Origin of the sequence: Proteus vulgaris (genome assembly GCF_033708015.1) — a bacterium.
Classification (GTDB): domain Bacteria; phylum Pseudomonadota; class Gammaproteobacteria; order Enterobacterales; family Enterobacteriaceae; genus Proteus.
The window spans coordinates 2,524,452-2,537,079 of record NZ_CP137920.1; the positions used below are offsets into that span (position 1 = coordinate 2,524,452).

14 protein-coding genes are annotated in these 12,628 nt (G+C 40.2%); 3 read left to right on the plus strand and 11 right to left on the minus strand.

Features of this window, described 5'->3' with window-relative positions:
• Positions 1–30: 30 nt before the first annotated feature.
• From flgK to flgB, 10 genes are all read right to left on the minus strand, one after another.
• Positions 31–1,674 carry a flagellar hook-associated protein FlgK gene (gene flgK, locus SB028_RS12015; RefSeq protein WP_069367476.1) on the minus strand — a complete coding sequence of 548 codons (1,644 nt, stop codon included), beginning with the start codon at positions 1,672–1,674 and terminating at the stop codon, positions 31–33.
• 117 nt (positions 1,675–1,791) lie between these two features.
• Positions 1,792–2,778 (minus strand): flagellar assembly peptidoglycan hydrolase FlgJ, encoded by a 987-nt coding sequence (flgJ, locus tag SB028_RS12020; RefSeq protein ID WP_069367475.1) that lies wholly within the window; start codon positions 2,776–2,778, stop codon positions 1,792–1,794.
• Complete coding sequence (locus SB028_RS12025; RefSeq protein WP_069367474.1) at positions 2,778–3,884, minus strand: flagellar basal body P-ring protein FlgI; 1,107 nt, start codon at positions 3,882–3,884, stop codon at positions 2,778–2,780. The genes flgJ and SB028_RS12025 overlap by 1 nt, the downstream gene beginning before the upstream one ends.
• Positions 3,885–3,898: 14 nt before the next feature.
• A complete protein-coding gene (locus SB028_RS12030; protein WP_069367473.1) occupies positions 3,899–4,642 on the minus strand; it encodes a flagellar basal body L-ring protein FlgH in 744 nt (247 codons plus the stop codon).
• Positions 4,643–4,705: 63 nt separating this feature from the next.
• The gene (gene flgG / locus SB028_RS12035; protein ID WP_023581819.1) at positions 4,706–5,488 is read right to left on the minus strand and encodes a flagellar basal-body rod protein FlgG; all 783 of its coding nucleotides are present in this window, start codon (positions 5,486–5,488) and stop codon (positions 4,706–4,708) included.
• Between the two features lie 19 nt (positions 5,489–5,507).
• Positions 5,508–6,263, minus strand: coding sequence for a flagellar basal body rod protein FlgF (locus SB028_RS12040; protein WP_069367472.1), 756 nt, complete (start codon positions 6,261–6,263; stop codon positions 5,508–5,510).
• A gap of 21 nt (positions 6,264–6,284) precedes the next feature.
• Positions 6,285–7,505 (minus strand): flagellar hook protein FlgE, encoded by a 1,221-nt coding sequence (gene flgE, locus SB028_RS12045; RefSeq protein ID WP_069367471.1) that lies wholly within the window; start codon positions 7,503–7,505, stop codon positions 6,285–6,287.
• A gap of 27 nt (positions 7,506–7,532) precedes the next feature.
• Positions 7,533–8,363 carry a flagellar hook assembly protein FlgD gene (locus tag SB028_RS12050; RefSeq protein ID WP_069367470.1) on the minus strand — a complete coding sequence of 277 codons (831 nt, stop codon included), beginning with the start codon at positions 8,361–8,363 and terminating at the stop codon, positions 7,533–7,535.
• 12 nt (positions 8,364–8,375) lie between these two features.
• Positions 8,376–8,780: a flagellar basal body rod protein FlgC gene (flgC, locus tag SB028_RS12055; RefSeq protein WP_069367469.1), complete on the minus strand. Its 405-nt coding sequence runs from the start codon at positions 8,778–8,780 to the stop codon at positions 8,376–8,378.
• Positions 8,781–8,790: 10 nt separating this feature from the next.
• Entirely contained in the window at positions 8,791–9,201 is a 411-nt protein-coding gene (gene flgB / locus SB028_RS12060; protein WP_069367468.1) for a flagellar basal body rod protein FlgB, read from the minus strand.
• A gap of 209 nt (positions 9,202–9,410) precedes the next feature.
• Between flgB and flgA the strand changes: the two genes are divergently transcribed.
• The 3 genes from flgA (at position 9,411) to SB028_RS12075 (ending at position 11,097) form a co-directional block, all read left to right on the plus strand.
• Positions 9,411–10,067 (plus strand): flagellar basal body P-ring formation chaperone FlgA, encoded by a 657-nt coding sequence (gene flgA / locus SB028_RS12065; protein ID WP_069367467.1) that lies wholly within the window; start codon positions 9,411–9,413, stop codon positions 10,065–10,067.
• A gap of 276 nt (positions 10,068–10,343) precedes the next feature.
• Positions 10,344–10,643: a flagellar biosynthesis anti-sigma factor FlgM gene (gene flgM / locus SB028_RS12070; protein WP_069367466.1), complete on the plus strand. Its 300-nt coding sequence runs from the start codon at positions 10,344–10,346 to the stop codon at positions 10,641–10,643.
• A 16-nt stretch (positions 10,644–10,659) separates the two neighbouring features.
• Complete coding sequence (locus tag SB028_RS12075) at positions 10,660–11,097, plus strand: flagella synthesis protein FlgN (protein ID WP_069367465.1); 438 nt, start codon at positions 10,660–10,662, stop codon at positions 11,095–11,097.
• A gap of 119 nt (positions 11,098–11,216) precedes the next feature.
• Here SB028_RS12075 and SB028_RS12080 read toward each other — a convergent pair whose 3' ends face one another.
• Positions 11,217–12,428: a filamentous hemagglutinin N-terminal domain-containing protein gene (locus tag SB028_RS12080; protein WP_069367464.1), complete on the minus strand. Its 1,212-nt coding sequence runs from the start codon at positions 12,426–12,428 to the stop codon at positions 11,217–11,219.
• Positions 12,429–12,628 lie beyond the last annotated feature (200 nt).

Here is a 12,628-nt window from a genome sequence, read left to right on the forward strand (position 1 = left end):
GTGTTATTCCTTATTCTGATGAAGGGTTACTTAGAAAACTTGCATAATCGCATCAAACATACTGTTTGCAGTTTGAATCACTTTCGCATTTGCCATGTAATATTCTTGAATACGATACATTTCACCGTACTCTTCATCCAAGTTCACACCAGAAACAGATTGTTGTTGTGACTGAATACTTTTCGTGATTGATGCCTGTGCATCAAAATCAACTTGTGCGGTATTCACTTTATTACCGACCATACTGATCAGTGAACCATAGCCACCAGCAATCGTTGTTTTTCCATCAATAATTTTTTGGTCAGGTAACTCAAACAGTTTTTTCATGTTTTCGTTATCACTAGGCCCCGTATCTTTAGAGCCAGCCGCCGCAATCTCACTAGGATCTGTTACCGCAACTGACATACCCGCAATCACATTACCCACAGATTGAACAATGAGAGAATCGTCTTTTTGTGCTGTGCCATCGACTTTAATATTCATCCCTTCAAAGGTCAGCTCTTTCTTTGTCGCATCAAATGTGGCGGCAACTTTACGACCACCTGGCTCTACCGTTACATTCCAATTGGTGCCGTCATATTTAACGGTATAGTCAGCCGCTTTCACTGCTTTAGTATCGGTATATTTCACATCAAAGGTTGCGTCACCTTTATTTTTACCATTAGGCATGACGTGAGCACCGCCAAGGTTGAAGAACTCTTTACCTTTATCGCCATTTAAATCAAAACCTTGCTCATGCTGTTTATTAAATTGATCACCCAGCACTAACGCTAATTGGTTTAATTGATTACGACTTGGATCTAACACTTCTTCACGGCTACGATAAGCACCACCCAGTTCGCCACCTTTAATGCGTTTTGCATCTACTTCGCGTACTTCATCAATACCATTGCTATAACCGATAACAAGACGTTCACTGTTTTTGTTTGATGGAATAGCAGAAACTTCATAGGCGCGCGTACCCGAGACTAATGGCAAACCATTTGCAAATGTGACGTTAACAAAACCACCATCTTGTTGCGTCACTTGTACATCAACCAGTGTGTTTAATTCTTGAACTAAACGGTCACGTTGATCTAATAAATCGTTAGGATCAGCGCCATTAAAGCCTTTAGAACGGCTAATTTCGTTATTTAATTTTGCGATTTGCTTTGTATATTCATTGATATTTTTAGAGGTGTTTGTCACCTGACTATTAATATCTTTTTCTAAATCACGTAGCGATTGGTCTGCTTTAGCAAACATATTGACCATGGCTTCTGCTTTACCAATAACCGTTGTACGCGCAGGATTATCTTCTGCATTATTCGTAACATTAGGTAAGCTCGTGAAAAATTCATCAATCGCACTAGAAACGTCATTACCTTTATCGGCTAATAAATCATTAATTTGTGAGATATTTTTGGTATAACTGTTTAAGGCAAATTGTTTTGACGTTGCTCGGTTCATTTGACCAGCAAGGAATTCATTATACTCACGATGAATTCGGCTAACATTAACACCATTACCGATATAACCATTACCGGTCATAGTGCCACTGTTTTCATTAAAAACAGTCATTTGACGGTTGTACCATTTTACATTTTGGTTAGCGATATTATTACTCACAGTGCTCATCGCAGCTTGTGCCGCATTAAGTCCGCTCATCGCTGTATTAATTAAACTGTTGGACATTTGTCTATCCTTTTACGTTTAGTCATCACCCGTATGCACGGAGCATAGCTGGCAAGTTAAATGGATGCTCTGGTCTTTATTATCGGTTCTTCCCCTCTAAACTTGAGGGGAAAATGATTAAAATAGATCGCTTAAATCGTGGGTGTAAGTTTTGGCAACTTGCTCCCCTGATCCTTTTAATTGACCAATAATTGAAACCAGTTTTTTCGCATAACCTGGGTCGGTGGCATAGCCGGCTTCCTGAATACGGTAAGCCGCTTGTTCAGGTGTTTGAGCTTGAGGTACTTTGGCGTAACGAGGACTTTCAGTGATCAATCTGAGGTAATCTTGGATCGCTTCAACATAGGAGCCATAAACACGGAAATTATCACGCATTTTTATCGATTTCCCATTGATCACTTCCGTTGTCATGATATTCGTGACAGGCCCTTTCCAGCGACTTCCTGCTTTAATACCGAACAGGTTATAACTCGGTTTACCATCACCGGTTAGAATTTCACGCTTACCCCAGCCTGATTCAAGTGCAGCCTGAGCAACAACTAAAAGATGGTGTACACCCGTACCTTCTGTGGCTTGTTTTGCAGGTCCTAACAGTTTTGATGCAAAAGAAGCACTGCTTTCAGATAACCCCTTAAGCTTACCTATCGTACTTTCAACGGCATTTTGATAAGGCTGCATCGCACGATAAATTTGTCCCAATGCTTGCGTTGGTATGGATTGGAAAATATCGCTACCATCTAATGGCATCGGTGTTTTGCCCGCCATTTCGCTTGGTTCCATCGTCACTTTGGCAGAAAGTTGTTTTTCTATCATGTCAGCAAAGCCCAAGCCTTTTTGTGATAAGTCTTGAGCAATTTGTTGATCATAAAGAGAGGTGTACATCTTGGTACTTTCTGAGTTGAACATGCTTTCTTGAGGAATAGCATCACGCATGCTTTTTAACATCATTTGAACGAAAACACCTTCAAGTTGCTGCGCCACTTGACGCAGCCCTTGCTGATCAGCATTTTGTCCAACCTGATATTTAAGTTTATTCAATGCATTACTATCATATGCTGGCGATGACATCGTCGGCATTGAAGAAAGCAGAGATAAATCTTTCATCAGATAATCTCCAATCTCGCACGTAAGCAACCCGCGCTTTCCATTGCTTGCAAAATTGACATTAAATCTGTTGGTGTTGCACCCAATGCATTTAATGTGCGGATCACTTCGTTTAAGCTTGCGCTTGCATTCACTTGCTGTAATGAACCACCTTGTTCACTCATATTCACGCTAGTATTACGTGTTACAACCGTGCTCCCTCCCGCAAACGGAGTATTAGGTTGGCTGACATTGACTTGGCTATCAACCGTAACGGAAAGGTTGCCTTGAGCAATAGCACAGCTTCCTAATGTCACATCACGATTCATCACAACAGAACCGGTTCTTGCATTAATGATCACTTTTGCATCTGCAACAACACGCTTAATTTCAAGGTTTTGAACTTCAGCCAAGAAACGTACTTGTTCACTTTTACCAATAGGAACACGTAATTGAACTGTACGGGCATCTAATGGAATAGCCGTTCCCACACCGCGTAATTTATTAACGGTATCCGAGATATGTTGCGCCAATGTGAAGTTTTCTTCATTCAGTTGTAGGTTCAGCAAACCTGTTTGACCAAATTGCGAAGGCAGTTCACGTTCAATGATAGCGCCACTGCTAATACGTCCTCCCGCCAATTGGTTCACTTTAACGCTATTCCCTCCCGCAGATGCTCCTGATCCTCCGACAACAATATTGCCTTGTGCTAAAGCATAAATCTGATTATCAACACCTTTTAATGGTGTCATCAGCAACGTACCACCACGTAAGCTTTTTGCATTACCTAAGGATGAAACCACAACGTCGATTGATTGCCCTGTACGACCAAAAGGCGGTAATTTTGCAGTGACCATTACCGCCGCAACGTTTTTCAATTGCATATTGGTGCCAGGTGGTACGGTGATCCCCAATTGTGAGAGCATGTTATTCAGACTTTGCGTGGTAAACGGGGTTTGCATTGTTTGGTCACCCGTTCCATCTAATCCCACGACCAAACCATAACCAATCAGCGCATTTTCTCTTACCCCTTCAACAGAGGTGAGATCTCTGATCCGTTCGGCATGAGCGGAAAAACCGACACATGTCATCACGATAAAGAAAAGGCTCATCGCTATTTTTTTCATCTGGACCCTACTCATTAAAAAGGTGATACATTTAAGAAGAAGCGTTGTAGCCATCCCATAGACTGCGCTTCGTTGATATAACCGTCTCCGATATATTCAATACGAGCATCAGCAACTTGGGTTGAATTTACGGTATTAGCACCACTGATTGTCCTTGGGTTCACAACACCTGAGAAACGGATAAATTCAGTACCTTGATTGATAGCAATTTGCTTTTCACCGATAACGTGCAGATTTCCATTAGCAAGAAGCTGATCGACGGTAACCGTAATGGTGCCTTTAAAGGTATTGTTCGCATTTGCGCCACCTTTACCGCCAAAGTCACTGTTGCCTTCCATACCCATATCAGCACGGCTATTACCAAACAATCCTTCCAAAAATCTTGGTGTGATTGAAGCAAGGAATCCAGCTTTACCATTACGGCTCGCATTTGCGGATGAGTTTTTGCTTGCACTCACGTTTTCTTGCAATGTAATCGTTAGCGTGTCACCAATATTTCGAGGACGTCTGTCTTCAAATAGAGGTTGATAGCCAAAATAAACAGGCTGAGCTGACTGAAAAATAGAGCCATTAGGTGCAGGTGCTGTTGGTGCCGTTGGAACTGCCGTTGTGTTGCCTTCTACCAACGGTTTTTTAGGTATATGAGCGCATCCCGCCAGTATCAGTACCAACAGGGCGGTACCTAAACGTTGATGACGACGCCATCTGACACTAAGCTTTCTTGCCCCAGAATTGTCAGTAATGACCTTTGTATCCATCTTCGATACTCTTTTAGTAATACGCCTGACAGGAAACCCTGTCAGGCTAATGAACAAACGAAATTAGAGTTGCGTAAGTTTCTGTAACATCTGATCAGACGTTGAAATCGCTTTACTGTTAATTTCATAAGCACGTTGAGTCTGGATCATATTGACCAGCTCTTCAGCTACGTTAACGTTAGAGGTTTCAACATATCCCTGATACAACAAGCCTGCGCCGTTAATACCCGGGGCATTTTCAGTCGGTGCGCCAGAACTTGCGGTTTCTAAATACAAGTTTTCACCGACACTTTCTAATCCGCTGTCATTAATAAAGGTTGTTAGTGTCAATTGACCCACTTGTTGTGGTGCAGGATCACCTTCAATCTCAACACTGACAGTACCATCACGACCAATCATGACCTTTTTAGCCGTTTCAGGCAGAATAATTGCTGGAACGACTTGAAAACCACTCGTTGTCACTAATTGCCCATTTTGATCCATTTGAAAAGAACCATCACGAGTATAAGCATCGGTACCATCAGGTAACTGAACATGGAAAAAACCTTGTCCTTTAATTGCTACATCACGCGTACCGTTTGTTTGAGCCAAGTTACCTTGACTATGTAAACGCTCAGTAGCAACAGGACGAACACCTGTACCAATTTGTAAACCTGACGGCGCATTCGTCTGTTCTGATGTCATCGCACCCGGTTGACGAATAGTTTGATACAGTAAATCTTCGAAAACCGCACGCTGGCGTTTAAAACCATTGGTGCTGACGTTTGCGAGGTTGTTGGAAATCACATCCATGTTTGTCTGTTGTGCATCCAACCCAGTTTTAGCAATCCATAAAGAACGGATCATGGTTTTCCCCTTACACTATTTAACTCATTGATAGCAATTGGTTAGCTCGTTGCGCGTTATCATCAGCGCTATGAATAACCTTCATTTGCATTTCGAAACGTCTTGCGTTTGCTATCATATCGACCATGGCTTCTGCTGGATTGACATTACTGCCTTCTAACACACCAGCTAATACCTTCACGCTATCATCTGCGGGTAATTCCTCACCCGCACGCGCAGTTCCTTTCGGTGATAAATGAAATAAACCATCATCGCCACGGACTAAATCGTTTTGCTCTGGTTTTACCATTTTCAAGCGACCAATTTGACCCAACATTTTTGGAGGATCAGTAGGTACATGCGCCGTCACAATACCGTTATTGGCAATACTGACATTGGCTTGAGCAGGTACTTCAATTGCACCGTTATCGCCCATTAACAAACGTCCTTGTACCATCAACATGCCGTCAGCGTTACGTTGGATATTCCCATTTCGGGTATAGGCTTCAGTACCATCTTCAAGTTGAACCGCTAAATAGCCGTTATCACTTAATGCAACGTCCATTGATCTGCCGGTATAGTTCATCGTTCCTTGACGCTGATCGCTACCTGGCGTTGAAGCGACCGTTAATGTACGAGTCGGCAAGGTATCGCCATTGACAGGTACGGCTCGCATTGCACTAAGCTGCGCTTTGAATCCTGGCGTTGATGCGTTTGCTAAGTTGTTCGCCACGACAGCTTGATTTTCCATCGAGTGTCTGGCGCCGCCCATCGCGGTATAAATCACATGATCCATAACAGATTATTTCCGGCGTTATTAGCGCAAGCTAACCAGAGTCTGCAGGATCTGATCCTGAGTCTTAATGGTTTGTGCGTTTGATTGATAGTTACGTTGAGCAACGATCATATTGACTAACTCTTGGCTCATATCCACGTTAGACGCTTCTAATGCGTTATTGGTTAATTTGCCGAATACACCAGAGCCTGCGACACCCACGATTGGTGAACCTGAACCATTAGTTTCAGACCACATGTTGTCGCCTTGTGAGCTTAAGCCGCCTGGATTTGCAAAGCTAGCGAGGGCGATTTGACCAACAACTTGGCTTTGTTGGTTTGAGTAAGTCGCCATGATTGAACCATCTTGCTCAATACGGAAGTTGGTGAATTCACCCGCTTGGTAACCGTTTTGCGCTAATTTAGACACGCTTGATTCAGAGACTTTTTGTTGAGTACTGCCTGTAAAGTTCATCGCCATATTCATTGGCTGTGAACCTTTATAAGCGAGGGTGGTGAAATTATTAATACTGGTTGCAGTCTCGTCTAATACACCATTATCTTTATAAACGAGCTTACCTAAATTTTGAGCAGCATCACCCGTAGTTGTGTCTTGGGCATGAACTTCCCATTCATTATCTTTGGTTTTCACAAAGAATAAGTTCAAGTTATGTTCATTACCTAAGCTATCATAAGTGGTAACGTTGGTGCTGAAGTTATAAGAGTCGTTATCTTTAGGATCAAACGCATGGGTCGTTTGGTCAATTGGCTCTTCAGCAGAGTTCAAGTTAACCGTCATATCCATTTTATCTGTTGCGCTAGCGTTCATCATGTCGGTAGGAATAACGATAGGTGCTGGCGTTGCGCCTTTTTGAACCACGTTTTTACCATCAACATTTTGTACTGGATAACCTGTTACACGCATACCTTGCATGTTCGTTAGGAAACCATTTTTATCTTTTCCAAATTCACCATTACGTGAATAGAAAACGCCACCGTTTTGGTCTTCAATACGGAAAAAACCACCGCCAGAAATCGCCACATCAGTTGGGCGGTTAGTGGTTGTGATACTGCCATCTTTAAAGTTTTGGCTAATGCCTGCAACTTTCACACCCAGACCTGCACCTGAACCTGCAAAAACGTCTGCAAAAGAAACTGTTGCACCTTTAAAGCCGTAGGTTGCGGAGTTGGAAATATTGTTACCGATAGTATCTAAGTTAGCGGCTGCTGCGTTTAAACCACTTACTGCTTGTGAAAAGGACATGCGCCCTCCAAGTTGAATATGTGTTAGTTAAAGAACCTGACGAATTTCATCCAATGAAACGGTATTACCTAAGCCAACATCAAGGCGGGCACCACCATCCACCATGGACACACTATTCACCAGCGCATAATTCAGTGTCTTAACAGGGACCTGAGCATCATTAAGCGTGGCGTTAACGGTAAATTTATAACTGCCTGGTGGAACAGGATTGTCATCTTCATCAGTACAATCCCAAGAGAAGTTATAAACATCCGGTAGCATCTTTTTGTCCATTTTGATTGTACGAACGGTAGCACCACTGGCATTAGTGATGTTTATCGTAAGAGAATCGGTTGGACTGAGTAATTCAAAACCAAAAGGTGTTGAAAATAGGTGTTCATCGCTAGGCGCGGTTGGGTCAGTATCTTCTGCTTTATACATTCCCATTTGCTGGCGCGTTTTTTCATTTTGAGTATCAGGTGTTTGAATTGTGTCATCCCCATCACTGGATTTTTCAGCCTCACCTTTACCGTCGGTTGGCTGAAAGACAACAATTTTATTCCCAGAGACCATAACGCCACGGCCAACGAGAGAAGAAGCGCGCAACGCCTGACTTTGATCAATCTGCCCAACAATGTTATTCACTGTTTTATTCAGCGTTTCAATGCCTTCAACCGTTGAAATTTGTGCCAACTGGGAAGTTAACTCATTGTTTTGCATTGGATTTGTTGGGTCTTGATTTTTCATCTGGGTGATGAGAAGTGTCAGGAAATTCCCTTTAATATCCTCACTACCACTTTTTTTCGTATGGTATGAAGAAGGAGCATCCCCGATAATGGTATTATCATAAGGTTCATTCATTGAGGAGGAAATACCCACAATTTATTCTCCCTATTGACCTATCATCAGTGTTTTTTGCATCAGTGATTTTGCCGTGTTCATCACTTCGACGTTAGCTTGGTAGCTTCTTGATGCAGAGATGGTATTAATCATTTCACCCACGACATCAACATTCGGCATACGTACATACCCTTTTTCATCAGCGAAAGGATGCCCCGGCTGATATTCCATACGAAAAGGTGCTGGATCATCCACCACTTCAGTGACACGAACACCACCGACTTCTTGACCAGCAGGTGCGTTTACCTGAAAAACAACCTGTTTTGCACGATAAGGGTCACCATCTGGACCCGCAACACTGTCAGCGTTTGCCATATTGCTGGCACTCACGTTTAAACGCTGTGATTGCGCTGAAAGTGCTGAACTTGAAATATCGAAAATACTAAATAAAGACATGTTCTTTACCTTACTGTTGCAATACAGCCATCATGCTTTTAACTTGCGAGTTAATAAATGTCACATCAGCCTGATACTTAAGGCTATTGTCAGCAAAATTACTACGTTCCATATCCATATCCACGGTATTACCATCCATCGCCGTTTGGTGAGGCACGCGATACAGTAAGTCCGCTTCTAAGCGATAACCGGGTTTGATCGGGATATGGCGTTCTGATGTCATCGTCAATTGCATGCCATGACTACCAGCACGTCCGTTTTCAATGGTTTTCTTCAATTCAGCAGCAAAATCAATATCACGAGCCTGAAAACCTGGGGTATCTGCGTTAGCGATATTCGCAGCGAGAATTTCTTGGCGTTTATTGCGTATTGAGAGCGCTTCTTGTTGAAAATGAAACGTATTTTCTAATTTATCGAGCATCTTCTATCCTTGGTGGCTAAGCCACTTACCTCAGCTGATAAAACAATTTCAGTTGACAGAATAAACGCTCAAAAAAAAGATGATTGGAGGAATAGGCGTAAATTGGATTGCTATTTATGCGTTTAAGGTGTGTAAAGTCGATGTACACTGTTATTGCTAAATAATGACAAACGCACAATTAGCATCAACTCTGTAAGGTGATACAAATTATGTTAGTTAGAACTCTTATCGGTCTATTTTCTTTTTTCTTTATGGTGAATGTGAGTATCGCGAAATCACTCCCTGAAGAACTACAAGATTTCTTTGTCGCACTACATCAACAAGGCGATAAAGTGACGGTGACAGTTTTAACGCCTGAAGAAAAATGGCCAGTCTGCCAAACGCAAGCGATCCAACGTCATGCAGGCTCTCGTAATTGGGGGCGTCTTTCAATCCCAATTCAGTGTGATAAACAGCGTCGTTTTATTCAAATTGATGTTAGCGTGAATGGTAAATACTTAATCGCAAAAAAAGACATTAACCGTGATGATATTATTGAAACATCTGCCGTTAGCATGACAACGGGCGACTTAGAAAAATTACCTTACGATGTGTTACGTGATCCCGCATTAATTAATAATGCAATCGCAATGCGACAAATATCTGCAGGAAAGCCTTTAACCTCGACAATGATTCGTCGCCCTTGGGCTATTTTAGCAGGACAAACAGTCACCGTATTTGCACAAGGTCCTCACTTTCAGATCCGTTATGAAGGTAAAGCAATAAACAATGCTGTTGCCAATGAAACCATTCGAGTCAGAGTAAAATCAGGTCAAATTGTCACCGGTGAAGCGCTTGAAAATGGCTCAGTTCGCATTCCTCTTTGATAGATAAAAAACTGATAAGCAGAATAAGCCTAGATTGAATTGCTTGTTACCCGTTTCAGTTATGGCAAACCAAGGTAAACTTTCTTGCGTTATATTTTTGCTCTAAATAATTTAAGTTTGTAGCCAATAACACTACAGCTTAAAGTATGACGACTAAAATTAAAGTTTTTGATTTCACAGCCGATATAAAGAACCAAGATGATAGGCGAAAACACATAGGTTGTTTTACAATGGCTTCATCTGACTATTAATTGATGCCTAACAAAGGATTTTCCTATGAGTATTGAACGCGCGAATCCACTACTTCCGATTACCGCAATTACACAACGTAACCCGAGTGAAATCACTCAGGGCTCTCGTAAATCGGGAACGACTGAACAAAAAACGGCAACGGGTGACACTTCTGTAAAACTGAGTGAAGCGCAGAAAAAACTTGTTCAACCAGGAAACAAAGACATTAACGTTGAGAAAGTTGCTCGCTTAAAAGAAGCAATTGCCAACGGAACATTAACCATGGACAGCGGTAAAATTGCGGATGCTCTTTTCCGTGAAGCTGCTGAAAGCATAACTCAATAATATTTTAATGATTATGATGGAAGAACTTCGCCAGACTTTAGATCTTCAATTATCACAGCTTAATACCATTGCGGGTATTTTACGTGCTGAACAACAGTTATTATGTGCAGGCAATATTGATATCAATGCCCTACACGAAGTCACTGAACAGAAGAATTTTGTCTTATCGGCTTTAGGTCATACAGACCAACAACGTCATACGCTAAGCCTACAAGCCGGTGTAGAAAAACCTTATACAGGGTTACCGTTCCTATCTGATTTATGGACACAGATAGTAGACATCACGGCGGAGTTAAGATATCTGAATCAACATAACGGGTTACTGCTCGATCAACATATCTCTCGCAATAGTGATGCGATCCGTTTTTTGCAGAAGAACCACAGTCCAACCCTTTATGGTTCTGATGGACAAGCACAGCGTTCAACACTGGCTGGGCGTAAAATTCAGGTTTAGATGTTCTCGGCAATGATCAGGATTACACGATACGCACGCCATCAATTATGATGGCGCTATATTTTATCACACACAAACAATTATTTTACGCCAATAAAATCTGTTTTTTCTTAATAAACTCAATGGATTTTACTTATCACTTTATCTTGATTTGCAGTGTGAATATTAATAATACTTCCTCGGTTTATCCTAATTTTATCGTCAACATCATTACCAACAGAATGAATTTTCCCATTTAAATCAACACGATCATCAATATTCAAATTTACTAATGAAAAAATATTAACGAGATTAGCATCCTCTTTTTGAAAGACATTTTTTACTTTAAAATCGATATCGGAATGCTCAAATCGCATATTGCCTTTATTAATAAAATCACCCTCAGATAATTCAACATCTAAATTTGTCTTATATACAGTAAATTTTGCACCCTTATTATTTGAAAAAATAGTTGATTTAATTCTTGAATGCGTTTTAGTGTTTATTTCATATTTTTCTTTAATATCAAACATCGTAAGAAGAGGAAGAATACGGCCAGTCTGTATATTTATTTCTTTAAAATTTTTAAACATTGCATTAGATTCTAGTGTAAAACGTCCTACATTAATAACGCCACGATTAATAAAATTGCTTTTGTCTGATATAACAGAAAAATCATGTACATTTAACGTTACTCTTTTTTCTATGGAAGTCTCAGCATTATAATCAACTTTATATTTAGGGGTATTAAAACCATATAAATTATATATTAAATTATCATTGATGATTTTCATTTTATTAGCATAAATACTTCCATCGCCTTTAAATAAAATATTATGAGAAACAATGGAAATATCATCATACATCATTTTATTTTTAGTTATAAACGTGATATTTGATTGAATAGGTATGAAAAAATCCATCGGTTTTTTACTGTTAGTAAATCCTGTTATGAAAGTTAGTTTTCCTATATTATCAAAATCACAATTCGAGCAAGTAATCCCATTAGGGTTAGCAATTATCATATTAACAGCTCTTCCCTCTACTGATAATTTACCTTTTAAAACACTTTCATTACTTGAGGTTACTTCATTAATGACTGTTGTCGGCGAGTTTCCTTTACCAAAGGTAAGTAATGCACCTTCTTTTCCTATATTAAAATTTTCATAATAATTATGGGAAACACCTTGAATATTCATTTTCTCTATTTCTATAATTGGCTTCTTGCCATCATAATGAATAGTCAAGCTTTTAGATAAAGAACTATCTTTTTTAATAAGCTCATAGCAAGATGATGGTGTTGAGTAAAAAGCAGAGATAATAATAAGAGTGACAACTCTATTATTTATCATATTTAATTCCTTTTTCATTAAAATTGATAACAACAATAATTATTATTAAAGAAATTAAATTAAGATATTATAAATAAAACATACTTTAAAATTTCTATATTTATAATTTAAGAATAGATTTAACGAATAAATTTATCGCTCATCTATTTATGTCAAGAGATGGCGATCCATAGAGACAAAAAGACCACTTATATAAAGTG

Bases quoted from the DNA above. Each gene is read 5' to 3' on its own strand.
- flgE (WP_069367471.1), bottom strand. From the start codon at position 7,505: ATGTCCTTTTCACAAGCAGTAAGTGGTTTAAACGCAGCAGCCGCTAAC.
- SB028_RS12040 (WP_069367472.1), bottom strand. From the start codon at position 6,263: ATGGATCATGTGATTTATACCGCGATGGGCGGCGCCAGACACTCGATG.
- flgK (WP_069367476.1), bottom strand. From the start codon at position 1,674: ATGTCCAACAGTTTAATTAATACAGCGATGAGCGGACTTAATGCGGCA.
- flgC (WP_069367469.1), bottom strand. From the start codon at position 8,780: ATGTCTTTATTTAGTATTTTCGATATTTCAAGTTCAGCACTTTCAGCG.
- flgM (WP_069367466.1), top strand. From the start codon at position 10,344: ATGAGTATTGAACGCGCGAATCCACTACTTCCGATTACCGCAATTACA.
- flgG (WP_023581819.1), bottom strand. From the start codon at position 5,488: ATGATCCGTTCTTTATGGATTGCTAAAACTGGGTTGGATGCACAACAG.
- SB028_RS12025 (WP_069367474.1), bottom strand. From the start codon at position 3,884: ATGAAAAAAATAGCGATGAGCCTTTTCTTTATCGTGATGACATGTGTC.
- SB028_RS12075 (WP_069367465.1), top strand. From the start codon at position 10,660: ATGGAAGAACTTCGCCAGACTTTAGATCTTCAATTATCACAGCTTAAT.
- SB028_RS12080 (WP_069367464.1), bottom strand. From the start codon at position 12,428: ATGATAAATAATAGAGTTGTCACTCTTATTATTATCTCTGCTTTTTAC.
- SB028_RS12030 (WP_069367473.1), bottom strand. From the start codon at position 4,642: ATGGATACAAAGGTCATTACTGACAATTCTGGGGCAAGAAAGCTTAGT.
- flgJ (WP_069367475.1), bottom strand. From the start codon at position 2,778: ATGAAAGATTTATCTCTGCTTTCTTCAATGCCGACGATGTCATCGCCA.
- flgA (WP_069367467.1), top strand. From the start codon at position 9,411: ATGTTAGTTAGAACTCTTATCGGTCTATTTTCTTTTTTCTTTATGGTG.
- flgB (WP_069367468.1), bottom strand. From the start codon at position 9,201: ATGCTCGATAAATTAGAAAATACGTTTCATTTTCAACAAGAAGCGCTC.